Genomic DNA, 23,335 nt, shown 5'->3' on the forward strand with positions numbered 1-23,335 from the left:
GATTCTTATATATTACGCAAGGGGGCTTCTGGCGCATTTCATGGGGCCATCGCGGCCATTGCCATATTTGTGCCTGCGTCTACGATGCGCCCAACCCGCTTTCGCGGTCTTCCCACGGCGCGCGCCGCCAAGCTCCAGAGTTCGTCGATGTCCTATCTCGTCTTTCTTCGCGAAAATGCGCGCTGGCTTGCGGGCGGCTTCCTGCTCACGCTGTTTTCTTCTTTCGGGCAGACCTTCTTCATCTCACTCTCGGCAGGCGATATCCGCGCCGAATATGATCTGTCCCACGGGGCGTTCGGCACGCTCTACATGCTGGCGACGCTCGCCAGCGCCTTCACCCTGCCAAAGCTTGGCCAGATCGTTGACCGCCATTCGGCGCGAACGGTCACCTTCATCATTATCCCGCTTCTGGCGCTCGCCTGTGTGTCGATGGCGCTGTCGCATTCCATCATCGTCCTGGTGGTCACCATCTACATGCTGCGCCTGTTCGGGCAGGGGATGATGACCCACAATTCGCTGACCGCCATGGGGCGCTGGTTTTCTGCCCAGCGCGGCCGTGCGGTCTCCGTCGCCACGCTCGGGCACAATGTGGGTGAGGCGATCCTGCCGCTCGCTTTCGTTGCTGTTGCAGCCGTCGTCGGCTGGCGCAACAGCTGGTTCATCGCCGCTGGCCTGCTGCTCGTTTTCGCACTACCGGTCATCACCGGCCTGATCGCTGTTGAGCGCGCCCCGCGCGACAGCGATCCGGTATCACGCCGCAGCACCGTGCGTGACTGGACGCGCGGCGAGGTGGTGCGTGATCCGGTTTTCTATCTTCTGCTGCTCGGCGTCATGGCGCCGGGCTTCATCGGCACCACCATCTTCTTCCATCAGATCTATCTGGTGGATCTGCGCGGCTGGTCGCTGGAGGTGTTTGCATCTTCCTTCACCTTCATGGCGTCCATGACGGTCATTTTTGCGCTGATCTCGGGCCAGTTGATTGACCGTTTCTCCGCTGTCGCGCTTCTGCCCGGCTTCCTGATCCCGCTGGGGGCTGCCTGTCTCATTCTGGCAGGCAGTGAGGCCCAGTGGAGCGCCTTCGCCTTCATGGGGCTGATGGGTGTGTCCTACGGCTTCTCGTCCACCCTGTTCGGCGCGCTGTGGCCAGAAGTCTATGGCATCCGGCATCTGGGCTCCATTCGCGCGCTGACGGTCGCCATCATGGTCTTCGCCACGGCGATGGGGCCGGGCATTACCGGCTTCCTGATCGACCGTGGCGTGAGCTACCCGCTGCAGATCAGCGTGATGGGCGTCTATTGCCTTGCGGCATGCGTGGTTCTTTTCTTTGTCTCGCGCTCTCTGAGCGCGCGGCTGAAAGGGGCCTGAGGCCACGTTCTTCTTGCCAGCTGCGGCACTTTTGGCTACGCCCGCAGGCATGACAGTCACCGTTCGTTTTGCGCCGTCTCCGACCGGCCACATCCATATCGGCAACACCCGCACCGCGCTTTTCAACTGGCTCTATGCGAAGAAGCATGGCGGCCGTTTCATCCTGCGTTTCGACGACACGGATGTGGAGCGCTCGCGACAGGAATATGCCGAAGGCATCGCCCGCGATCTCACCTGGCTTGGCATCGAGCCGGATCAGACGGTCGCCCAGTCGGCGCGCTTTGATCGCTATGACGCCGCCGCTGAAAAGCTGAAGGCCGCAGGCCTTCTCTACCCCTGCTACGAGACGCCCGAAGAGCTGGAGCGCCGGCGCAAGATCCGCCTGTCGCGCCGTCTGCCGCCCGTCTATGGCCGCGAGGCGCTGAAACTTACCGATGAGGAGAAGGCTGCGCTTGAAGCCGAGGGCCGCAAGCCGCACTGGCGCTTCCTCCTGCCCAATTTCGAAGACGATCCCTTCGTGACCAGCCGCACCGAGGTGCATTGGGACGATGTGGTGCGCGGGCCGCAGACGGTCGATCTGGCTTCCATGTCCGATCCCGTCCTCATTCGCGGCGACGGCACTTATCTCTATACGCTTCCTTCCGTGGTCGATGACATTGATCTCGGCGTCACGCACATCATCCGTGGTGACGATCACGTCACCAACACTGGCGCGCAGATTGCGCTGTTCCGGGCGCTGCGCGCTGAGCCGCCGGCCTTCGGTCACCACAATCTTCTGACCACGGTTTCTGGCGAAGGGCTTTCCAAGCGCACAGGCGCGCTTTCCGTGGCGAGCCTTCGTGAAAGCGGCATCGAACCCATGGCGGTGGCGTCGCTGGCCGTCCTGATCGGCACGTCGGAAAACGTAACGGCTGCCGCATCCATGGATGAACTCGCTGCCCTGTTTGACCCCACTTCCACATCGAAATCGGCTGCCAGGTTCGACCCGGCAGAGCTTTCAGGTCTCAGCCGGCATCTCATTCAGGCCATGACGTTCGGCGATGTGAAAGAGCGGCTGGCGGGTCTTGGTATTGCCGGAGACGATGCAGAAGCCTTCTGGCTTGCCGTGCGCGGCAATGTGGAGACGGTCGCCGAGGCGGCTGACTGGTGGAGCATCCTTCGCGGGAAACCTGCTCAGGATGCCGTTCTTTTGGACGAGGATCGTGACTTTGTTCGCGAGGCGGGTAAGCATCTCCCGCAGGAGCCATGGGACGCCGAGACCTGGCGCGTATGGACGGGCGCCGTGAAGGCAGAGACGGGCCGCAAGGGCCGGGGCCTCTTCATGCCGCTGCGGATTGCCCTTACGGGGCGGGAGCAGGGGCCGGAGCTCGCAGGTCTATTGCCCCTTTTGGGTCGGGAAGAAACGCTGGCCCGACTATCCTGACACGGCGCTGCTCGGCCTCGTCGTCGAGCGACCGCGCCGGGTTAGGACCCTGCTGAAGCGCTGATGCATCGCCAGCGCTGTCTATCGGTTTTGGTTCTGGCGCCTTTGCAATGTAGAAGCTCGTCTCCTTTGCGCTGGAAGCTTCACTGGCCGGAAATTCCTCTTTCATTTCCGGTTCCTGCCACGGTTCACCGCGGGCGAAGCCTTGCAATTCGACCGCTCTCTGGCCGGCAACAATCGTGAAATTCCTGTCCTTGCGACAGCCGCACGCGGCTTTCGAGACCCCGTTTTCACGGTAGCTGAAAGCCTTGGGCAACTCCCGATACGGTGTGCCGTCCGCGACCGAGATCATGTTTTCGGCTTCTTCGTTCAGCACGTCATGCGCGTAAAGCGCCACTTCTGCGCCCGGGCACCGGGCCGTGCATGTCTCGGCATCTCGTGAGAACTTGTCTTTCGAGACTGAAAACGAGATCGGGAAATAGTAGCCGTCACACGTGCGTACGCACATGGTCTGGAAGACCGTGCCAGGGCGGCGCAGCTTCCGGGAGCTCGTGGTGCCCGATTTTGCCGCCTTCTTGACCTCGCGATGCCGGGATGCCGTTTTTGCATCGCAATTGTTTGCCTTGAGCGCGGCGCGGATTCGAGAGCGCTGGCCAGGAGAACCACCACCCTTCCAGCCCCGCTGACGCCGCAATTCGGCAATGTTCTGCGTCATACGGGCGGCAGATCTGTTGAGTTGCGCGCATTGCCGGGCATTATCCCCGAAAATGGCGAACCCGCATCGCATCTTACTGAGCCGGGCGCGAACGACGCCGAGTTCTTTCTTCTGTTTGGCAATTGCCCGATCGTAGCGTTTGGCTTTGCTGGACGATCCGCCAGAGGCTGCGGCGAGCTGTGTTTCAAGCTTCCTGCATGTGCGCGACTTCGCCTCGGCGTCTGCAATGGTTGCAGCCATGCCGACCATGCTCATGACAGCCACAAGCATCAAACAGAACAGGTTTTTGCCGCGCAGATACATCACTCGTACCGTTCAAACAGCGCCGGATGGAGTGGGGATACTTATTCCACGCTCACAGGCCTCCAAAACCGCACTGGTTTCCGAGACACCACCGGCTGATTGGCGCGAAGATGCGCCAATCAAGTTAAGTTACGGTTAGAAATGCAACTCTATCGCGAAATTTTGATCTGTGACAACTAAAATTGCGACTTTTCCGCAATCAGCTTGTCATGATGGCCTTGCTCTTCTGCAGCGCCTCGACGGCCGCCAGCGCAGTCATGTTCACAACACCGCGCGACGTGACGGACGGCGTGAGAATATGCGCCGGCATGGCGGTGCCGAGAAGGATTGGGCCGACATGCAGCGCGTCGGTCATCACCTTGAGCGTGGTCAGGGTGATGTTGGCTGCATCGAGGCTCGGGAAGACCAGAAGGTTCGCCTCACCGGAAAGAGCGGCCTGCGGATAGACACGCTGGCGCAGCACTTCCGAGAGCGCGGAATCGCCATGCATCTCGCCTTCGGACACCAGGTCCGGCGCGACGCGCTTCAGCGTCAGCGCCGCTTCGCGCATCTTGATGGCGCTTTCGGAATCGCGCGACCCGAAGTTCGAATGCGACAGCAGCGCCGCCTTCGGCTCGATGCCGAAACGGCGGATTTCTTCCGCAGCCAGGATCGTCGTTTCCACGATCTCGGAAGCCGACGGGCAGAGTGTGACATAGGTGTCGGTGAAGAAGGTCACGCCGAACTGCGAGATCAGCATGGAGAGGGTGGAGAGATCGCGCACGCCCTCACGCCTGCCGATGATCATGTCGACATAGCGCAGGTGTTTTTCAAAACGGCCTTCCAGCCCGCAGATCATGGCGTCGGCCTCGTCACGCATCATGGCGATGGCGGCAATCACCGTGGTATTGGTGCGCACCAGGGTGCGTGCGGCCTCCGGCGTCACGCCGCGCCGACCGGCAAGCTGCACCAGCATGTCGACATAGTCGCGATAGCGCGGATCGTCTTCCGGGTTGATGATGGAGAAGTCTTCGCCCGGACGAATGCGCAGGCCGTAGCGCTTGAGGCGCGTTTCCACCACGTGTGGGCGGCCGATGATGATGGGCTCGGCAATGCCTTCCTCGATCACCACCTGGGCCGCGCGCAGCACGCGCTCATCTTCGCCATCCGCATAGATGACGCGCTTGGTGCCCGCACCCTTGGCGGCCGAGAAGACAGGCTTCATCACCAGGCCGGAGCGGAACACGAAGCGGTTCAGCCGGTCCAGATACTGGTCCATGTCCTCGATGGGCCGCGCCGCGACGCCACTCTTCATCGCCGCTTCGGCAACCGCCGGCGCAATGCGCAGGATAAGCCGCGGGTCGAAAGGCGAGGGGATCAGGAAGTCGGGTCCGAAGATCGGCGTCTCGCCCGAATAGGCGCGCGCTGCGACATCGGAAGGTTCTTCGCGTGCAAGGCCCGCAATCGCCTTCACGGCGGCGCGCTTCATTTCCTCGTTGATCGCGGTTGCGCCCACATCGAGCGCCCCACGGAAGATGTAGGGGAAGCACAGGACGTTGTTCACCTGGTTCGGGAAGTCCGAACGCCCGGTGCAGATCATGGCGTCAGGCCGCGCTTCGCGCGCCACGTCCGGCATGATCTCGGGAACGGGGTTGGCAAGCGCCAGGATCAGTGGCTTTTCAGCCATGTCAGCCAGCATTTCCGGCTTCAGGACACCGGCCGCCGAGAGGCCCAGGAACACATCCGCTCCGCCGATCACTTCGGCAAGCTTGCGGGCGTCCGTATCCTTCACATAGGGCGCTTTCCAGCGGTCCATCTCTTCCTTCCGGCCCTCATAGACGACGCCGTGGCGGTCGGTGAGCCAGATATTCTCGGTCTTCGCACCCAGCGAGACCAGCAGATTGAGACAGGCAAGCGCGGCAGCGCCTGCACCGGAGGAAACGATCTTCGCCTTGGCAATGTCCTTGCCGGCCAGCTCCAGCCCGTTCATGACGGCCGCGGCAACAATGATCGCGGTTCCGTGCTGGTCGTCATGGAACACCGGAATGCCCATGCGCGCCTTGAGCTGTTCCTCGACCTCAAAACACTCCGGAGCCTTGATGTCCTCAAGGTTGATGCCACCGAAGGTCGGCTCGAGTGCTGCGACGGTTTCCACCATCCGGTCGATTTCCGGCGCATCGATTTCGATGTCGAAAACATCGATGCCGGCAAACTTCTTGAAGAGGACCGCCTTGCCCTCCATCACGGGTTTGGAGGCAAGCGGGCCGATATTGCCGAGGCCGAGCACCGCCGAACCATTGGAAACCACGGCCACGAGATTGGCGCGGGCGGTGTAGTCTGCCGCCGTGCTCGGATCGTCATGGATGGCCATGCAGGGAGCGGCAACGCCCGGAGAATAGGCAAGCGCCAGATCGCGCTGGTTGCCGAGCGGCTTGGTCGCCTGGATCTCCAGCTTCCCCGGCATGGGGTGGCTGTGGAAGAAGAGCGCGGCTTCGTCGAATTCGGATCGTTGCGGTTTCTTGGTATTGGAAGACATCCAGCGGCTCCACATCATGGCTCTGTCGGTGGGGCCGTTTGGCTCGCGGCCCGGCGTTCGCGCGCCTTTCCGGTCCCGCAGGGAACAAGGCACTCAAACGATTTGAATCATCACTTGTGCTTAGGCGCTCATAACTGCTTTTTCCAGCGTTGAATGCCGAGAAGCAGTTTCATCCGCCAGAATTGCTGCTTTCGGGCTGTTCTGACGCAGGATGGGGCCGGGTTTGCGGTAACGCTACGGAATCCGTCATATGCCTGTGACATGAATCTGGCCATAGAATGCGCGACTTAACAGGGCTCAGGCGGGACAATGACCGGCGCTGAACATCGAAAATTTCGCGCACTCTTCATCTCCGATATTCACCTCGGTTCGAAACCGGCCAAGGCCGAGTTTCTGATCGATTTTCTGCGTTATCACGATGCGGAGCAGATCTATCTGGTTGGCGACATTGTCGATGGCTGGCGACTGAAGCGCTCCTGGCACTGGCCGGCTGCCCATAATGACGTGGTGCAGAAGCTCCTGCGCAAGGCGCGCAAAGGCACCGGGATCACCTATATCGCCGGCAATCACGACGAGTTCCTGCGCTCGTTTCAGGGGGTGCATTTCGGCGGCATCGTCGTTGCCGACCGCGTGATCCATGAGGCAGCAGACGGGCGCAAATTCCTCGTCATCCATGGTGACCAGTTCGATCAGGTGGTGCACAATGTGCGCTGGCTCGCCTATCTGGGCGACAAGGCCTACGATCTCGCCATCGTTGTGAACCGGGTCATCGCCCGGGTGCGCCGCATTCTGGGGCGGCCTTACTGGTCCTTCTCTTCCTGGGCGAAGATCAAGGTCAAGAAGGCGATCAAGTTCATCAGCTCGTTTCAGGATGTTCTCGCCCAGGAGGCGCAGCGTTCGGAAGTCGATGGCGTCATCTGCGGCCACATCCACCACGCCGCGATGGAAGACATTCGCGGGGTCACCTACATGAACACGGGCGACTGGGTGGAAAGCTGCACGGCGCTGGCCGAGAATTTCGACGGGAGTTTCGAAATCATCACTTGGGCGCAGATCCTTGAGACAGCGCCTGTCACGGCCACCCGGGAAATCGAGAAACGCGGCGTTGTGACCGCGTTCCGAAAGGATGGGGTCAAGGCCGCCTGAGCGGCCCCGACCCTGTGCCTCAGCCCCAGAGCTGTGGCGAAGGCGGCGAAACGAGCGAGCCCGAATAGCTGAGCCCGTGCGCACGGTCCTTTGCCAGAAGCAGCGGGCCGTCGAGATCCACGTAATCTGCGCCCTGCGCAAGAAGCACGGCCGGCGCCATGGCGAGCGACGTGCCCACCATACAGCCGACCATCACGCCAAAACCCATTTCGCGGGCGCGGTCGCGCAGCTCCATCGCGGCGGTCAGGCCGCCGGTCTTGTCCAGCTTGATGTTCACGAAATCATAGAGCCCGGCGAGTTCGGGAAGGCTCTGCGCCGTGTGCACGCTTTCATCTGCGCAGATCGGAACCGGATGCGGGATTTCGCGCAGGATTTCATCCTTGCCGGCCGGCAGGGGCTGCTCGATCAGCGCCACGTGAAATTCGGCCGCTGCAAGCATGTTTTCGCGGATGTTCTCTTCGGTCCAGCCTTCATTGGCGTCAACGATGAGGCGGCTGTCGGGTGCTGCGCCCGCCACGGCGTGAATGCGCGCGGCATCGTTTTTGCCACCCAGCTTCACTTTCAGGAGAGGGCGGGTCGCATGGGCGCGGGCCTGTGCGGCCATCTCTTCGGGTTCCGCCAGCGAGATCGTATAGGCGGTCTGGAGCGGACGTGGCGGGATCGGGCAGGCCGCAGTCGATGCGCGCTTGCCTGAAAGCTTCGCTTCCAGATCCCAAAGCGCGCAGTCAACGGCGTTGCGCGCCGCACCTGCCGGCATGGCGGCGATCAGATCGGCGCGGCTGATGCCGTTGGCGATCTCCTGCCGCGCGGCCTCGATCTGGCCGACCACACTGTCCTCGGATTCGCCATAGCGCGGATAGGGCACGCATTCGCCGTGACCGCTGACGCCGTTTTCACTCACCGTGCATCTGACGACTCGCGCCTCGGTGCGTGAGCCTCGGGAGATTGTGAAGACGCCGGCTATCGGAAAACCTTCGATGTCTGTGGCCAGTTCGCGTGTCATTTCCGCCCTTCTTCTCGCAAAAAATCACAATTATCAGAGGAACAAGCCTTATATGCCCCCTCCGGGAGCCCGCAACCGGTTCCCTTTGGACCTGCTCCACACTAATGATGGTGCCATGTTGACCAATTCCGTTGACGACGCAAGCGACGCAGGACGTCCCTCCGGCCAGAATGGCGAGCCGCGCCTCGAAATTCACGAGGAGGGGAGCGCGCTTTCCTGTCGTCTGTCGGGGGCGTGGAACACACGCACGGTTGCCAAGGTCGATGCGCGCATGCGCAAGCTCGAAGCGCAGAACAGCCTGCAGCATGTCGGGCTGGATCTTTCCGGCATCACCAGCCTAGATACGGCCGGAGCCTGGCTGATCGAGCGTCTCGTCTATGCGCATCAGTCACGCGGTGTTGAGGTCGAGCTGACCGGAGAGAGCGAGGCCGCCAGAATTCTTTTGCCGGCTGTGCGCGAAGCGGTCGTGCAGGACGGCGAAGCCAAGCCGCGCCCCAAGGGCTCGATCATCATCAACACGCTGGAGCGGATCGGACGCGCCATGTACGAGGCGCGCGACGACATCGTCTATGGCGCGCATATTCTCGGCGCCACCATTGGCGGTGCGCAGATGAAGCTCGGCCGCACCCACGCCATCAACCCGGCGGCAATCGTCAGCCAGATCGACCGCATGGGCGTCGGCGCGGTGCCGATCATCGTTTTGATGTCGGCCATCGTCGGCGCAATCATTGCCCAGCAGGGCGCGTTCCAGCTTCGCTATTTCGGTGCGGAGATCTTCGTTGTCGATCTGGTCGGCATCCTGATCCTGCGCGAGCTCGGCGTGCTGATGACCGCGATCATGATCGCCGGTCGCTCCGGCAGCGCCATCACTGCCGAAATCGGGTCCATGAAGATGCGCGAGGAGGTCGATGCGCTGACCGTCATCGGCCTCAATCCGGTCGGTGTTCTGGTGTTCCCGCGCCTCGTCGCGCTGATGGTTGGCGTTCCGTGCCTGACCATTGTCGCCAATTTTGCCGCCCTTGGCGGCGCGATGCTGATCGCGTGGCTCTATTCGGGCATTCCGCCGGAAGCGTTCATCGACCGGCTTCGCGATTCCATCGATCTTTCAACGATCTTCGCCGGTTTGATCAAGGCGCCCTTCATGGCGCTGATCGTCGGCATCATCGCCTCCATTGAGGGGATGAAGGTGGGCGGCAGTGCGGAATCGCTCGGCAATCACGTCACCGCCTCGGTGGTGAAGGCGATCTTCGTGGTGATCGTGGTGGATGGTCTGTTCGCCATCTTCTATGCGGCAATCGATTTCTAGGGTTTTGGGCGTATGGTGCTGATCGACGAACAGCGGGAGACGCAGACGGGCGAGACGCGGGACGTGGTCCTGTCGGTGCGCGACGTCACCGTTGGCTTTGGCGACACCGTGGTGCTCGACGGCCTGTCGCTCGACGTCTACCGGGGCGAGATCCTTGGCTTTGTCGGCGCATCGGGTTCGGGGAAGTCCGTCCTTCTGCGCACCATTCTGGGCCTCATTCGCAAGCGTTCCGGCATGATCCGCCTTCTGGGGCAGGATCTCGACAAGGCCAATGACGAGCAGCGCCTCAAGGTGGACATGCGCCAGGGTGTTCTGTTCCAGCACGGTGCGCTGTTTTCAGCGCTCACCGTTCTGGAGAACATTCAGGTGCCGATGCGGGAATATCTCGATCTTCCGCGCGCCCTTATGGATGAGCTTGCCTATCTGAAGCTCGAACTGGTGGGCCTGCCGCGCACGGCCGCGCCCAAGTTTCCGTCCGAACTTTCAGGCGGCATGATCAAGCGCGCAGCACTTGCGCGGGCTCTGGCGCTCGATCCGGACATTGTTTTTCTGGACGAACCGACCTCGGGGCTTGACCCGATCGGCGCTGCGGAATTCGATGAGCTGGTCGGTAAACTGCGCGACACGATGGGGCTGACCGTCTATATGGTCACGCACGATCTCGACAGTCTTTTGACGGCGTGTGACCGCATCGCCGTTCTTGGTGGCAAGCGTGTTCTGGTGGATGGCACCGTCGACGACATGCTCGCATGCGACGATCCTTGGGTGAAAGCCTATTTCAGGGGAAAGCGGGCCCGGCAGATCGACCGTTCCGCAAGAGGTTAGCAGGCATATTATGGAAACCAGAGCCAACTACGTTCTTGTCGGCTTCTTCACCGTTCTGGTCATTCTGGCCGCGTTCGGTTTCGTCTACTGGTCTGCCAATATCGGTGACCGGGGGGAGACGGCGCTGCTGCGGTTTCGCATTCCGGGTTCCGCTTCCGGCCTCTCGCGCGGCAGCGCAGTGCTGTTCAACGGCGTGAAGGTGGGTGACGTTCGACGGGTCTATCTCGATCTTTCCAACCCCAGCGTTGCAATTGCCGATGCGCAGGTGGATCGCCTGACGCCGATTACCAGTTCCACCAAGGCTGATGTCGGGCTTGCCGGCCTGACGGGCACCGCGAATATCGAAATGACCGGCGGCAACCCAAACGAACCCAATCTGTTTGATCTCGCCGAGGACGAAGACACTGTTGCCGAGATCCAGGCCAGCCCCTCGGCCGTGACCAATCTTCTTCAGACCGCACAGAGCCTGCTGACGCGGGCGGATTCCGTTGTCGATCAGCTTGAAGGGTTCACGCAGGATGCCCGTCAGCCGCTGACCGAAACCGTCAAGAACGTGCAGCGCTTCTCCGAGGCGCTTGAGCGCAACGCGTCCGGCATTGATGATTTCCTGTCCAATGTGAGCGATCTCTCCGGCACCATTTCCAAGGTTTCCGGGCAGCTCGACAGCACGCTCAAGGCCGCCGAAGAACTGATCACCTCCGTGGACCGGGACAAGGTCTCTTCGATGGTGACCAACTTCGATGAATTCTCGGCGCGTCTCGAAAAGGCCAGCCGCAACATCGACACGGTGATGAGCAGCGTCGATGAAACGGTCCGCTCCATCGGCACCTTCTCCACCAACGCCAATCAGACGCTGGCCAAGCTCGACGGCGTGCTCGACAGTGTCGATCCGGCGACCGTCAAATCTGCCGTGGGGAATTTCGAGGAAGCGAGTGCAACGGTGAACCGGGCCGCCAAGAGCATCGCCGATGTCAGCGAGACCGTGGACAAGCGCAAGGAAGACATCGATTCCTTCATCACCAATGCAAGCGAACTCGCAAGCCAGCTCAACAAATCGTCCGTGCGGCTCGATTCCGTTCTGGCAAAGCTCGACGGCATGCTTGAATCCGGGGATGGCGAGGGCCTGATGGCCGATGCGCGCGAGACGCTCAAATCCTTCCGCAAGATGGCCGAGACGCTCACCGTCCGCGTTGATGCGATTTCCGGCAATCTGGAGCGCTTCTCGGGCGGTGGTCTGCGTGAGGTGGAGGCGCTGGTACGCGACGCCCGGCGTTCGATCAACCGCATCGAAAGCGCGGTCTCGGACTTCGAGCAGAACCCGCAGCGCATTATTACCGGTGGGGATGGCACGATTCGTCGCTACGATGGGCGGGTGCGGCGTTGACATTCATGCTGCATCATCCCAAACAAATTAAGGATTTTGCATTTCTAGAGGGGCGGATCTCCCCGGTTTGTCCGGCGTTTGGTTCGAGGAGCGTTTTTTGAAAACGAGTGCGAGGATTTCCGCGCTGTTGGTGCTTGGAAGCGTGTTGGCGGGCTGTGCAGCCCTGCCGGGGGGCGGTCCTGCACCGGTTGATGCCTTTAACCTCACGCCACCGCCGGTTTCGACCGATGGCCGACGCGCAGCGCGAACGCAGATCCTCGTCACCGAACCCACCGCCATCAAGATGCTCGACGGTCAGGACATCGTCGTTAAGACCTCCGGCGGCGCCATCCAGTATCTGGGCGGCGTTCGCTGGGCTGATCGCCTGCCGCGCATCGTACAGACCAGCATGGCCGATCTTTATCAGCGCTCCGGTCGCTTTGGTGGCGTTGGCATGCCGGGTGAAGGTCTGGCCATTGACTATCAGATCCTCGCGGATCTGCGCAGTTTCGATGTGCAGGTCAATGGCGCGAAGCGTGCCGAAGTCGAGCTGTTCGTCCGCGTTCTGAACGACCGCAATGGCGTCGTGCGGGCCTCGCGCACCTTCCGCGCGTCTGCTCCCGTCACGGGGACGGGCTCGGAGGCTTTCGCCGCAGCACTCGACCGCGCGTTCAGCGCCGCCGTGGCCGACCTGGTGGACTGGACAGTCACCAGTATCTAGATCGCTCTGCGATCAGTCAGATACCATCACATTCGTGATATGGAATTTGCAGCCACAGTGCGGAGCGTGGTTCGCCTCTCGACAGGCTCAGGGCGCTCGCCATGAAGGGGCATTGTGTCTGAAATCCGCTGCAACACCTTTGATCGAGGTTTCCTGCAAGCGGCCTCTTCCCTCATGGTGAGCTTGTCGAACCACGCACCGCATGAATGCAATGCGATTGCGCGCTATGTTCAGACGCTCGTTACCATCGTTCTGCGCCCCGCTGAACCGTCCCTCAAGTCTTTAGAAACGGTCGACCACGGTCACGCCGGTCGCCTGAAAGCTGTCCATCCCCGTCAGCGCTTGTATGGCCTCTTCCAGCGCGATGCGCTTTCCGATGAGACGCTGCGGCTCCACCTTGCCTGTGGCGATCATGGCCATCATCGCATCGTAGCGATGGGCCTGCATGCCGTGGCTTCCCAGTATTTCCAGCTCATTGGCAATGATCTGCGCCATCGGAACCTGCGGCGTGCTTTGCTCCGCCACCATGAGGCCGATCTGCACATGCCTGCCGCGTTTGCGCAGGTTGCGGATGGAGTTGAAGCAGGTCTCGGGATGACCAAGCGCATCGATGGAGACATGCGCGCCACCCTGCGTGATCTCGCGCACCGCTTCGGCCACATCAGGAACCGTTCTGGCGTTGATCGTGGAGACCGCACCCAGCGCCTTTGCTAGCGCGAGCTTGTCGTCGGCAATGTCCACCGCCACGACGTTTGCCCCAAGCGCATTGGCGATCATGATGGCTGAAAGCCCCACACCGCCGCTGCCGTGAACGCTCACCCAATCACCGGCTTTCGTCCGGCCCTGATCCACAACCGCGCGAAACGAGGTGGCGAAACGGCAGCCGAGGCTGGCGGCGGTCACGAAGTCCATGTTTTCGGGTAGGGCGACGAGGTTCAGATCCGCCTGATGGATGGACACATATTCTGCGAACGAACCCCAATGAGTGAAGCCGGGCTGAAACTGGTGGTCGCAGACCTGCTGATGTCCTGCATGGCATTGCGGACAGCCACCGCACCCACCGACGAAGGGGACGGTGACCCGGTCACCGATCTTCCATTTGCTAACGGAACCGCCGACAGCGGCCACGGTCCCTGCCAGTTCATGTCCGGGCACATGCGGCAGTTCGATGTCGTCATCATGCCCCATCCATCCGTGCCAGTCGCTGCGGCAGACACCTGTCGCTTCGACCTTCAACACCACGCCATGCGGTTCGGGCGTCGGGTCGGGGAGGGTGGCCAGACGCGGCGTCTCTCCAAATGCCTCAAAGAACACGGCCTTCATTCTGTCCCTCCCGATTCTGTGTCAGTCTTTCCATATCGGATTGCCTGAACGCAGCTTTGTCAAAGCGTTTTGCACGGCGCTTGTCTGGACATTTCTGTGACGCCGGCCACAAAAAAAACGGGCCCTCGCGGGCCCGTTTTCATTGGTGAGGGTTCGTCTGCTTTAGCGCAGGCGACCGCTGGCATGGGCCAGCATGGTGTAAACCTTGCCTGTGTCGGAGGTCAGGTAGGTCTGGGTCATCATGTTGTCGCGGTCCGAACGGGACACGTCGCGCAGCAGCTTCTCGAAATCGCGGCAGTAAAGGTCCACGGCCGAATGGAACTCGGGGTCGGAACGATACTTGCGCTGGATCTCGTCAAAGGTCTGCTGGCCCTTCAGCGTGTAGAGACGGCGCGTGAAGACATTGCGCTCACCGCGGCGGTAACGCTCCCAGAGGTCGATGGACGCCTCGTGGTCGATTGCGCGTGCAATGTCGACAGACAGCGAGTTGAGCGATTCGACCACATGAAGCGCCGAACGATCTTCCTTCTGGACCGACGGTGCAGCCGGTTCGCGTCCCTTGCCGCCTTCCTCGCTTGAGGCGCTGCGCAGAAGATCGCGGATCCAGCCACCGCCGGGTGCCTGGGGCGCTGCCTGCGGTGTCGGGCTGGGGGCACGAGCGGTTTCCTGCAGACGCTCTGCCGGGCGAGGCGCCACGGGTGCAGCGGGCTGACGCGGACGCTCGATCACGGGCTGCTGCGGTGCGACGGAGGCTGCCGGCGCCTGCGGAGCGGGCGTCGGGGCCTGTGTCGGCCGGGGCTGCTGAAGCGGAGCGGGCGCTGCGGTCAGACGCGTCTCGCTTGCCTGTTCCACATGGTACATCTTGCCCGATTTCGAAACGATGTCCGAAAGCTCCTTGAGCGCGTTGACCTGCTCGCTGATCGCGTTGCGCATGGCCGAGGTCGACTGCTTGGCTTCGGCCGGGAGTTCGGCAATGCCGCGCTTCACGTCGGTGCGGGTCTGCTCCAGCTCGGTGCGGATCTCCGAGGCGGTGCGACGGATCTCGTCGGTTGCGCCGCTGAAACGGCTGGTTGCCGATTCCACGACCTCTGCAATCGCTTCGCGGATGCCGTCCACCGACTGGCGCGTACGGCCCTCGGCGGAGGTCAGGATGCGCTCCACGAAGTCCTCGAACGAGTTCATCGTCTTTTCGATGTGCTCGGACTTCTCGACCAGACCGCTTGCCAGCGCTTCCAGCGCCTTCTGGCGGTCTTCCAGATTGCCGGTCAGGCCGGACTGGGCGCGCTCGAGAAGCTCCGATGCGGTTTCCAGAACCTTGCTGTGGTCCTCGAAACGGCTGGCGATGGCCGAAACCTCGCGCAGGGTCCGCTCCGAGAAGTCGGCGAGGCGACCAGAGTTCGCATTGATGAGGCTTGCCGAATTGGAGAAGGTCTCCGCGGCTTTCTCTGCATTCTCGGCAAAGGATGTGGCCGTGCCGCTCAGGCGCTCGTCCACCTCGGAAAGGTTCCGGGAGGCGGTGGAGATGAGTGCGCCGAGGCGCTGACCGGAAACGCCTAGCTTCTGGAGAAGATCGTCGATATTGCCGGTAATGCTCGCCTGTGCCTGCTCGAAGGCCGACAGGGTCTCGTGGGTGCGGTTGGAGAGTGCGTTGACCAGCGCGGCATTCTCCGACTGCAGACGTTCGGTCGTCTCTTCGGTGATGGCCCGGATGCTGGAGCGCAGCTGGCCGCCGCTCTCGGCAAACTTGTCGACCAGCGGCTTCGCCGTCTCGTCAAGAATGCGCGACAGTTCGGAGGTGCGGCCTGCAAGCATGGCGTTGAGTTCGCGCGTCCGCTCTTCAAGATTGGACACGGTCTCGCTGGTGCGCTTGCCGATATGGTCGTCCACGGAGGCGAAGGTCTGGGCAATCGTATCTGCGGTGGAGACCAGACGCGCCTGCGTTGTCGAAAGCTGCTGGTTGACGTGCTGGGCAACCGATTCTGCGCTCTCACGCAGGCGGGCGTCCGCATCCTCGATGCCGCCGGAGATCGCACCGGCAATCGTGCTTGCGCTGTTGGACAGGCGCTCCTGAAGGCCCGACAGCGTATCGCTCATGGCATTGGCGCGCGCATCCAGCTCAGCCGACGTCTGATGCGTACGGGCGATGATGCGCTGATCGAAGTTCTCGAACGTGCTGGCCAGCTGTTCGGTGCGCTCTGCGAGCTGCTCCGAAGTCTGGTCGACACGGCTGACCAGCTTGCGGTCGGCGGCGTCAAACGTGTCGGTGATTGCCTTGGTGTGCTGCGACAGCGTTTCCGCCGTCGTCTCCAGACGCGAAGCGATACGGCCGTCGACCTCTGCGAAGGTCTGGGCGAACACGCCTGCGCGTTCGGTGAAGCGCGCCGAAGCGTCGTCGAAGGTGCGATCAATGTCCTCGATGCGCGAACCCAGCGTGGAAGCGGTCTGCTCGGCGCGGGCGGCAATGCGCTTGTCCGCATCCTCGAACACCCTGGAGGCTTCCTGGTTCAGCGTGGAGGTGGCTTCGATCACCTTGTCACGCAGCGCGCCTGCCACGACCACCGCGCTGTTTTCCAGCGTGGAGCGGACATTCTCGACACCCATGGAGAGTGCTTTCTCCATGGTCTGCGTACGTTCTTCGATGATGTTCGTCTGCTTGGAGAACATCTCGTTGACGCGGGTTGCCTCGTCCTCGATCACGGCGTTCAGCGCCTGACGACGCTCGTCGATCTTCGCGATGTTGACGTCCAGCGCCTCGGCGAAGCCGTCGCGCGTCTTGGCCAGGTGCTGAACCTGCTCGCCAATGCCTGCCTCGAAGGTCGTGCGGGCTTCGTCGAGCTTCTCCATATCCGACTGGAAGGCGCCGGAGAGGCGCTGATGCGTCTCCTCGAAGGCTTCGATCTGGCGCTTTGCAGCGTCGCTCATGCGCGCCTGCGTTGCGTCGATCCGCTCGATGCCTTCATCGAAATGGGCGCTCATCTGCGACCAGTTCTGATCGATCTGCTTGCCGAAGTCGCTGGCGGTGTTCTCCAGCATGATGCTGGTGGAGGCCACGAGATCGGACATCTCGGAGCCGAGTGCGGCCTTGCCGGCTTCCACGGCTGCCGAAACATCGTCCTTGCCCTGGGCAAAGGTCGTGGCGATCTCGCGGGTGCGTTCCACCAGCGTCTCATTGATGCTGCGTGCGCGGGCCTCAAGCGCCGAATTGAGCTTTTGCGTGCCCGAGTCGAGCGCTTCTGCGCGGGTGGTGAACTCGGAGATCAGAGCGCGGCCGCGCTCGGTGATGGCGGTTTCCAGCTGACCGAGGCGCGAATCGAACTCGCCGGTCAGGGATTCGCTTGCTTCGCCGAGCGAAGAGAGCAGGGCCGTGCTGCGCGTCTCGAACAGCGTGTTGAGCGAGCGCGTGGTCTGGTCGGTGCGCTCGGCCAGCGTGGCCATGCGCTCGTCGAACAGGGTGCTCAGCGTCTTCGCCGCATCCTCGGTTTCCTGCGTCAGCGTGCCGAGGCGCGATTCCAGAACCCGGGTGAGGTTCTGTTCGGCGTTCTGCGTGTTCTCGCTGAACGTCGCGATGCGCGAATCGAGCACGCTGCCAATCTTGCTCACAGCCTGTTCAGCGCCATCGGTGAGGGCCGAAACGCGCGAATCCAGCAGTCCGCCAATCTTTTCATTGGCTTCCTCGGTGCGCTCGGCGAGCGTCGCCATACGCGTGTCGAACAGCGTGGTGAGCGTCTGCGTCGCGTCTTCCGTGCCCCTGGTCAGCGAGGCAATGCGCGTGTCGAGCAGGTTGGCAACCGCATCGCCGGACGTGGTGATGCGCTCGGACAGGCTCTGAATGCGATCGTCGATGCCCTTGTGCAGGTTGCCGCCGGTACCGTCGAGCTGCTTGAGCAGCGTTTCGCTGGAAGCGTTGACCGAGGCGGCAAGCTGGCGCGAAGCATCAGCGATGGTGGCGCGGATGCGCTCGCCGGCCGTGTCCAGCTCGTCTTTCAGGATTTCGTGTGCGCCGGCGATTGAAGCGCGCACGCGCTCTGCGTGGCCGACAATGCCTTCGCGCTCTGCGCCAAGGCCGTCCACGAGATGGCGGATGCGCGATTCGTTGGCCGAGTAGGCGCGCTCGAGTTCGCTCACTTCCGTGTGGACCAGCGATTCCAGTTCCACCGCGCGGGTGAGGGTGCGGTCCATGCCGTCGCCCATTGCCTGCACCTCGCGGCGCACGGCCTGGCCGACCGTCATGACGCGCTCATGGGCAAGGCTCTCCGGCTCTGCGAGGCGGAAAGCGGCTTCAGCCATGGACTGGGCTGCCAGGCGCATTTCCTGTGCGCGGCGCACCATCACGGCAAAGCCCCAGAAAAGGATCACGGGAACGATGATGCCGATGAGCAGCGCAATGGCGTGCGGAGCCGCCATGAAGGCTTCGGTGGAGCGAATCTGCCAGAGATCGGAGCCGTAAAGCAGCTGGCCAAGCATAAGGCCGCCGCCGACCCATAGAACCGAAAGGGCTGCCACGAGCCAATAGGCGGTGTTGGGTGCGCGACGATCGAATTTGCGCATGACGCTCGAAAAGTCGCCGGCGCGGTCGTCATTGGCAGGTGCGAAGGGCTGGGAGGCTGTCTGTTCGGGCGCGGGTTCGACCGGGGTGAGGTCCTTGCGATTGGCCGGCGCTTCGAGATTGGCGGGCTTGGGCGCAGCAGTGCTGGCCGCCGGGGCTTCTGCCTTGGCGGGCGCGGGCTTCTCTGCTTCGCTGGAGCCCTTGGGGGCTTCCTTTTTGTCGCTCAAGGGGCTCTCGCTCACGGTGACTTTCTCGTCTCCGTTCTGATCGCGGTTTTCGCGTGCGAGTTCCTCAGCCGCTGCAGAAATCTGCGCTTCCAGATCCTCCATGGATGCGGCGATGTCCAGATCGCCGTTCTCCAGTCCGTCCGCAAGCTCCAGATCGAGTGCATCCTCGAGTTCCTTCGCAAAATCGCGCTTGGATTGATTTTTCTTTGCTACTGTACGCGCCATACCGCCAAACCTTCAGCTACTCACCGCCGGAGTCCCATACGCAAACTTCGGGACCTCGTACTCCGACACTATGCCCAAATTGAGCCAAGCGTATCGTAATGGGACATCGCGCTGTTGAAAACATCCAATCAGCCGGATGTGTAAAAGTTTAAACATAAGGTTAACGTGGTTTTTGGCGAATTACTCATTTTGCACCGATGCCGTTAACCCGTTGTCCATCCGGGATTAATAGTGTGTGAAGGGTGACGTTGGGGGAAGTAAAGTCGGATGCCGGCAAACATTAAGGCCGAAGCCCCGGGCAGGGTGAGGGAACTGGGGCCGGAGGGGCTTCCTCTCGATATGGAACACCTGACCCGGCAGACGCTCGGAGACAAGGCCCTGGCGACCGAGGTGCTGAAACTGTTCCAGACACAGACACTTGGGCTTGTGGATCGCATGGAGGCGGCAGACATGCGCAACCGCCGCGAGCTGGCCCATGCGCTGGTCGGTTCGGCCCGGGGCATTGGCGCGTTCCGCGTTGCTGAATGCGCCGCGCGCATCGAAAAGGGCGAAGCCGGTCCGGGCGATATCATGCACCTGTCGAGCCTCATCGACGAAGTGTATGAATTCATTTCATCTTTATCCTGATCAACCCGCTACGGCATCGCCGACAGATTGCGTTTCCCGATCAAAGCCAATATGTGAAGCGCCAAGTCTTGGCGTCGGGTGCGTTCGAACAGGGCCGGAGTGCCCGCTTCATGCTACGCGACGAAACGCTTTCACTATTCTGCCGGGAAACTTGCATGCCGAAAATCTCCTACATCGTCCCCGATGGCACACGCTTTGACGTGGAAGCCGAGAATGGCTCCACTGTCATGGAAAACGCCATCCGAAACGCCGTTCCGGGCATTGAGGCAGAGTGCGGCGGCGCTTGCGCCTGTGCCACGTGCCATGTCTATGTGGATGACCAGTGGGCGGAAACGGTCGGCCAGCCGGAGGCCATGGAAGAGGACATGCTGGACTTCGCCTATGAAGTGCAGCCCACTTCGCGCCTTTCCTGCCAGATCATCGTTCGTGACGAGCTTGACGGTCTCGTGGTGCGCATTCCCGAGCGGCAGGCCTGATTTTCAGGCGTGCTGGCGGAAGGGGCGGGTGCCAGCCTCTGCCCCTCTGCCCGCGGTCGCTTCAGCGGGGGCTCCGGTTTAGCCGGGATTGCGCCCGCGTTCGAGCTGCTCCAGCCGATAGTTTAGGAGGCGCATCAGCCTCCATTCAAAATTCCCGCTTTCAATACGGTCGAAGCGCGCCTGCGCTGCATCGTGTGCATTCAGCGTCTTCTCGGTGATTTTTTCGGCGCGTACCTGAAGCGCCTCGCAGGAGGCGCGTGGCCTGAGCCGCGCCACATCTTCCTCGATCTTGCGGGCATAGCGCTTTGCAATGCCAAGATGGCTTTCTTCGTGCCGCTTGATGTCTTTCGAAAGCGTGTCCCAGATCAGCGCGGTTTCGGGCTCGGCGCGCTTGCGGTTTCGCCAGCGCGGCAGGAAGACCTGCGCATCCACCGAAACATTCACGGCTGCGATCCGGCAGCGCCTCTCATCTTCCTCGTAAGTGATCTTGGTTTTGAACTCCATGCGCGTCGCGCCCGGGTGCCGTTGCCCGGTGCTTTGCACTTCCGGGCCGCGGGAGCGCAGCTGCTCCTCAATCTCTCCAAGCGTTTTCCCGCCGATGGAGAAATAGCTGTAGCTGCGCGAAATATCGGCGCTTGCTGCTGGAAGAACGCCGGCAGCCATAAGGACAGGCGCCAGAAAGGTGAGAGTAAGCGTCGTGCGTTTCATCATGTCTCCGATACTCACCCTGCGACCTTGGCTGAGCGATGGCAACCCCGGATCGGCGGAGCGCCGACTCAATCTGTTCACCACATTGCGGTTGATTTTGGCGGCAATGAGCCGCAAAAACGCCTGATTGTGATCCGGAGGCCAAAAGCCCGATGACCATTCCGACATGGAAGCTTGCCCACGGGCGCGAACTTGCGCTTGGACCGGAAGCGATTGTGATGGGGATTCTCAACGTCACACCGGACAGTTTTTCCGATGGCGGCGCGTTTCTGGATGCCGGTCATGCGCTTCGTCAGGCCGAGAGGCTCGTGAGTGAGGGCGCGCGAATCATCGATATTGGCGGCGAATCCACCCGTCCCGGCAGTGAACCGGTCTCCGCTGCCGAAGAGCAGGACCGCATCCTGCCGGTGTTCGAGGCCCTTGCCGGTCGCGACGATGTTTTGCTCTCCGTCGATACCTACCGGGCCGAGACCGCGCGGCTCGCAGTCACCGCCGGCGCGCATATCGTCAATGATGTGTGGGGCCTTCAGCGTGAGCCCGACATTGCCGAGGTTGCCGCTGCAACCGGTGCAGGCCTTGTCATCATGCATACGGGCCGCGAGCGCGAGAAGCTCCCCGATGTGATTGCCGATCAGTTCGCGTTCCTGCGCCAAGCGCTTAAAATCGCCAGGGGGGCAGGGGTGCGCGATGAGCAGATCATGCTCGACCCCGGTTTCGGCTTCGCCAAGGATGTGGATGAAAACATCGAGATCATGAATCGCTTTGGCGAACTCTCGGGTCTTGCGTTTCCGCTGCTTGTCGGTACATCCCGCAAGCGTTTCGTTGGTGCGATAACCGGTCATGAGAAGGCCGAAGACCGCGATGCGGGAACCGCAGCGACGAGTGCGCTGTTACGAATGAACGGTGCAGCCGTTTTCCGGGTGCACAATGTCGCAATCAACAGGGATTCGCTAAAGGTGGCGGATGCTATGCTGGCGACCAGAGAACGGGCCGGGTGAGGCGATGATGTATGTGATCCGGATGATGAACTGCGCTTTCTTCGCGCGGCATGGCGTCCTCGACGAGGAAGAGAGGCTGGGTCAGCGTTTCTATGTCGACGCGGTTCTGACGGTGGAGCCCGGTCGGGCCCTGAGCGACGATTCTCTGGAGGGCACGGTCGATTACGGGGCGGCCTTCAAGGTCATCGAAGAGATTGTTGCCGGCAAGCGGCGTTTTCTCATCGAATCGCTGGCGCTTGAGGTTGCCAAGGCGCTCTGCGCCCGCTTTCCCGAGATCGCCCGGTCCGACATCACGATCCGCAAGCCGAATGCACCGGTTCCGGGTGTTCTCGACTATGTCGAGGTTTCGGTGGCCTGGCCCCAGTAAATGCCGAAAACGCACGATGCCTATCTTGGTCTGGGCGGCAATATCGGAGAGCCGCGCCGGGCAATGCAGCTGGTCCTGCAGGCGCTGGATGAGCGCGCGGATACAAAAGTTCTTTCGGTTTCCGCGCTCTATCGCACGCCGCCCTGGGGTGTGGTCGATCAGCCGGATTTCCTGAACGCCGTCGCTCTGGTGCGCACCGAACTCGCACCCCACGCCCTGCTGGAGGAATGTCTGTCCATCGAGCGCGCGCTCAAGCGTGTTCGCGCCGAGCGCTGGGGGCCGCGCCCCATTGATGTGGACATTCTGCTTTATGGCGATCTGAGCATTGATGATGAAGGCCTGACCATTCCCCATCCGCGTATGGGCGAGCGCGCCTTTGTACTGGGTCCGCTGTCCGAGATCGCGCCGGGGATCGAGATTGACGGTCAGATGATCGAAAGCCGCCTTGCGACGCTCGATCAGGCCGGCATGGAGCGCATTACCGCCGATGGCGGCTGGTGGCGCAGCCCACCAAACAACCCGACAAACAAAAAGAGCGGCTGACGGCCGCTCTTCTTTCAGTCTCGGATTTCTGGGCCAGCGTGACTACTGGCGGGCAATGGCTTCAAGGCCACCCGATTTGGTGCGCTTCAGCTTCATGCCGATCACCGGGACCATGTCATCTTCCACCTGCACGGAGATGGTGATGTGCATGGTGTTGTTGTCGCTGATGCGGGCACGCATCGCGCCACTGAGCGACGAGCGGTGCAGGGCAAACACAACGTCCTTCCCCATCACCTTGCCGCCCGTGACATCCAGCCCCTTGCCGGCTGCACCGTCGAGGAAGGTGCCGCGATAGTCGGAACCGGTGAGAACCACATTCGCTTTCATGGGCTGGGTGAAAACGCCGACACGGCAGCTTCCGTCGAGCGCCATGCCGATTTTCTTGTCCGGCGTGCCGCCATCGAAATTGCAGACGAACTTCGTGCCCTTGTATTTGCCAGCCACGATTTCACCCGGACCGGACCAACTCCCCTCGACAGTCTGGAAAAAGCGCCGCTCCTTCTCTGAAGCTTCCGCCTTGCCGGCGAGGCCGGAGATCGGAGCTGCTGCCGCCGTCAGAAGAGCAAGCCTGAGCGCGAATTTAAGCATGAGCGAAGTGACCAAACTTGTT

At 61.8% G+C, this 23,335-nt stretch carries 19 protein-coding genes; 12 read left to right on the forward strand and 7 right to left on the reverse strand.

Translation table 11 applies throughout. The features are described 5' to 3' along the window. The first annotated feature begins 48 nt into the window (after nucleotides 1-48). On the forward strand, nucleotides 49-1,365 hold the full coding sequence (locus tag JYP46_RS04955) for an MFS transporter (RefSeq protein WP_328850143.1): 1,317 nt from the start codon (nucleotides 49-51) through the stop codon (nucleotides 1,363-1,365). Nucleotides 1,366-1,414: 49 nt separating this feature from the next. Further along, nucleotides 1,415-2,788: a glutamate--tRNA ligase gene (gene gltX / locus JYP46_RS04960; protein WP_206547469.1), complete on the forward strand. Its 1,374-nt coding sequence runs from the start codon at nucleotides 1,415-1,417 to the stop codon at nucleotides 2,786-2,788. Here the strand turns inward: gltX and JYP46_RS04965 are convergent. Beyond that, nucleotides 2,706-3,806, reverse strand: coding sequence for a DUF2865 domain-containing protein (locus JYP46_RS04965; protein ID WP_206547470.1), 1,101 nt, complete (start codon nucleotides 3,804-3,806; stop codon nucleotides 2,706-2,708). The genes gltX and JYP46_RS04965 overlap by 83 nt on opposite strands. A gap of 199 nt (nucleotides 3,807-4,005) precedes the next feature. Next, the gene (locus JYP46_RS04970) at nucleotides 4,006-6,321 is read right to left on the reverse strand and encodes an NADP-dependent malic enzyme (protein WP_206546296.1); all 2,316 of its coding nucleotides are present in this window, start codon (nucleotides 6,319-6,321) and stop codon (nucleotides 4,006-4,008) included. Nucleotides 6,322-6,630: 309 nt separating this feature from the next. Between JYP46_RS04970 and JYP46_RS04975 the strand changes: the two genes are divergently transcribed. After that, complete coding sequence (locus tag JYP46_RS04975; protein WP_206547471.1) at nucleotides 6,631-7,467, forward strand: UDP-2,3-diacylglucosamine diphosphatase; 837 nt, start codon at nucleotides 6,631-6,633, stop codon at nucleotides 7,465-7,467. Between the two features lie 19 nt (nucleotides 7,468-7,486). Here JYP46_RS04975 and dgcA read toward each other — a convergent pair whose 3' ends face one another. Further along, on the reverse strand, nucleotides 7,487-8,470 hold the full coding sequence (gene dgcA / locus JYP46_RS04980) for an N-acetyl-D-Glu racemase DgcA (RefSeq protein ID WP_113155374.1): 984 nt from the start codon (nucleotides 8,468-8,470) through the stop codon (nucleotides 7,487-7,489). A 115-nt stretch (nucleotides 8,471-8,585) separates the two neighbouring features. On the opposite strand from dgcA, the gene JYP46_RS04985 reads away from it, so the two are divergent. The 4 genes from JYP46_RS04985 to JYP46_RS05000 all read left to right on the forward strand — a co-directional run bounded on the left by JYP46_RS04985 (nucleotide 8,586) and on the right by JYP46_RS05000 (nucleotide 12,685). After that, entirely contained in the window at nucleotides 8,586-9,776 is a 1,191-nt protein-coding gene (locus tag JYP46_RS04985) for an ABC transporter permease (protein ID WP_113155373.1), read from the forward strand. Nucleotides 9,777-9,788: 12 nt separating this feature from the next. Then, complete coding sequence (locus JYP46_RS04990; RefSeq protein ID WP_113155372.1) at nucleotides 9,789-10,601, forward strand: ABC transporter ATP-binding protein; 813 nt, start codon at nucleotides 9,789-9,791, stop codon at nucleotides 10,599-10,601. Nucleotides 10,602-10,611: 10 nt separating this feature from the next. Then, on the forward strand, nucleotides 10,612-11,985 hold the full coding sequence (locus JYP46_RS04995) for an MlaD family protein (RefSeq protein ID WP_113155371.1): 1,374 nt from the start codon (nucleotides 10,612-10,614) through the stop codon (nucleotides 11,983-11,985). 97 nt (nucleotides 11,986-12,082) lie between these two features. Continuing rightward, nucleotides 12,083-12,685: an ABC-type transport auxiliary lipoprotein family protein gene (locus tag JYP46_RS05000; RefSeq protein WP_206547472.1), complete on the forward strand. Its 603-nt coding sequence runs from the start codon at nucleotides 12,083-12,085 to the stop codon at nucleotides 12,683-12,685. A gap of 282 nt (nucleotides 12,686-12,967) precedes the next feature. Here the strand turns inward: JYP46_RS05000 and JYP46_RS05005 are convergent, their stop codons facing one another. After that, complete coding sequence (locus JYP46_RS05005) at nucleotides 12,968-14,008, reverse strand: zinc-dependent alcohol dehydrogenase family protein (RefSeq protein WP_206547473.1); 1,041 nt, start codon at nucleotides 14,006-14,008, stop codon at nucleotides 12,968-12,970. A gap of 162 nt (nucleotides 14,009-14,170) precedes the next feature. After that, nucleotides 14,171-19,006, reverse strand: a complete 4,836-nt coding sequence (locus JYP46_RS05010) for an apolipoprotein A-IV repeat region-like domain-containing protein (protein ID WP_206547474.1) — start codon at nucleotides 19,004-19,006, stop codon at nucleotides 14,171-14,173. Nucleotides 19,007-19,345: 339 nt separating this feature from the next. On the opposite strand from JYP46_RS05010, the gene JYP46_RS05015 reads away from it, so the two are divergent. Together JYP46_RS05015 and JYP46_RS05020 are read left to right on the forward strand one after the other, a co-directional pair. After that, on the forward strand, nucleotides 19,346-19,633 hold the full coding sequence (locus JYP46_RS05015) for an Hpt domain-containing protein (RefSeq protein WP_244974845.1): 288 nt from the start codon (nucleotides 19,346-19,348) through the stop codon (nucleotides 19,631-19,633). A gap of 155 nt (nucleotides 19,634-19,788) precedes the next feature. Next, entirely contained in the window at nucleotides 19,789-20,109 is a 321-nt protein-coding gene (locus JYP46_RS05020) for a 2Fe-2S iron-sulfur cluster-binding protein (protein WP_113155367.1), read from the forward strand. A 78-nt stretch (nucleotides 20,110-20,187) separates the two neighbouring features. On the opposite strand, the gene JYP46_RS05025 is transcribed toward JYP46_RS05020, so the two are convergent. Next, a complete protein-coding gene (locus JYP46_RS05025; protein ID WP_315901002.1) occupies nucleotides 20,188-20,817 on the reverse strand; it encodes a DUF922 domain-containing Zn-dependent protease in 630 nt (209 codons plus the stop codon). 152 nt (nucleotides 20,818-20,969) lie between these two features. On the opposite strand from JYP46_RS05025, the gene folP reads away from it, so the two are divergent. The 3 genes from folP to folK are packed head-to-tail and all read left to right on the forward strand — an operon-like array spanning nucleotide 20,970 to nucleotide 22,725. Next, nucleotides 20,970-21,815 carry a dihydropteroate synthase gene (gene folP, locus JYP46_RS05030; RefSeq protein WP_206547476.1) on the forward strand — a complete coding sequence of 282 codons (846 nt, stop codon included), beginning with the start codon at nucleotides 20,970-20,972 and terminating at the stop codon, nucleotides 21,813-21,815. A 7-nt stretch (nucleotides 21,816-21,822) separates the two neighbouring features. Further along, entirely contained in the window at nucleotides 21,823-22,182 is a 360-nt protein-coding gene (folB, locus tag JYP46_RS05035; RefSeq protein WP_113155364.1) for a dihydroneopterin aldolase, read from the forward strand. Continuing rightward, complete coding sequence (gene folK, locus JYP46_RS05040; protein WP_206547477.1) at nucleotides 22,183-22,725, forward strand: 2-amino-4-hydroxy-6-hydroxymethyldihydropteridine diphosphokinase; 543 nt, start codon at nucleotides 22,183-22,185, stop codon at nucleotides 22,723-22,725. A 42-nt stretch (nucleotides 22,726-22,767) separates the two neighbouring features. Here the strand turns inward: folK and JYP46_RS05045 are convergent, their stop codons facing one another. Next, on the reverse strand, nucleotides 22,768-23,313 hold the full coding sequence (locus tag JYP46_RS05045) for a hypothetical protein (protein ID WP_113155362.1): 546 nt from the start codon (nucleotides 23,311-23,313) through the stop codon (nucleotides 22,768-22,770). Nucleotides 23,314-23,335: the final 22 nt, after the last annotated feature.

This window comes from Nitratireductor aquimarinus, assembly GCF_017255295.1.
GTDB lineage: Bacteria > Pseudomonadota > Alphaproteobacteria > Rhizobiales > Rhizobiaceae > Nitratireductor > Nitratireductor aquimarinus.

Coding starts and splice junctions, on each gene's coding strand:
- folP (WP_206547476.1), top strand. CDS start 20,970: ATGACCATTCCGACATGGAAGCTTGCCCACGGGCGCGAACTTGCGCTT.
- JYP46_RS05045 (WP_113155362.1), bottom strand. CDS start 23,313: ATGCTTAAATTCGCGCTCAGGCTTGCTCTTCTGACGGCGGCAGCAGCT.
- JYP46_RS05015 (WP_244974845.1), top strand. CDS start 19,346: ATGGAACACCTGACCCGGCAGACGCTCGGAGACAAGGCCCTGGCGACC.
- JYP46_RS04970 (WP_206546296.1), bottom strand. CDS start 6,321: ATGTCTTCCAATACCAAGAAACCGCAACGATCCGAATTCGACGAAGCC.
- JYP46_RS05005 (WP_206547473.1), bottom strand. CDS start 14,008: ATGAAGGCCGTGTTCTTTGAGGCATTTGGAGAGACGCCGCGTCTGGCC.
- JYP46_RS05025 (WP_315901002.1), bottom strand. CDS start 20,817: ATGAAACGCACGACGCTTACTCTCACCTTTCTGGCGCCTGTCCTTATG.
- JYP46_RS04975 (WP_206547471.1), top strand. CDS start 6,631: ATGACCGGCGCTGAACATCGAAAATTTCGCGCACTCTTCATCTCCGAT.
- folK (WP_206547477.1), top strand. CDS start 22,183: ATGCCGAAAACGCACGATGCCTATCTTGGTCTGGGCGGCAATATCGGA.
- JYP46_RS04995 (WP_113155371.1), top strand. CDS start 10,612: ATGGAAACCAGAGCCAACTACGTTCTTGTCGGCTTCTTCACCGTTCTG.
- JYP46_RS04965 (WP_206547470.1), bottom strand. CDS start 3,806: ATGTATCTGCGCGGCAAAAACCTGTTCTGTTTGATGCTTGTGGCTGTC.
- folB (WP_113155364.1), top strand. CDS start 21,823: ATGTATGTGATCCGGATGATGAACTGCGCTTTCTTCGCGCGGCATGGC.
- JYP46_RS05020 (WP_113155367.1), top strand. CDS start 19,789: ATGCCGAAAATCTCCTACATCGTCCCCGATGGCACACGCTTTGACGTG.
- JYP46_RS05010 (WP_206547474.1), bottom strand. CDS start 19,006: ATGGCGCGTACAGTAGCAAAGAAAAATCAATCCAAGCGCGATTTTGCG.
- JYP46_RS04990 (WP_113155372.1), top strand. CDS start 9,789: ATGGTGCTGATCGACGAACAGCGGGAGACGCAGACGGGCGAGACGCGG.
- JYP46_RS04985 (WP_113155373.1), top strand. CDS start 8,586: ATGTTGACCAATTCCGTTGACGACGCAAGCGACGCAGGACGTCCCTCC.
- gltX (WP_206547469.1), top strand. CDS start 1,415: ATGACAGTCACCGTTCGTTTTGCGCCGTCTCCGACCGGCCACATCCAT.
- dgcA (WP_113155374.1), bottom strand. CDS start 8,470: ATGACACGCGAACTGGCCACAGACATCGAAGGTTTTCCGATAGCCGGC.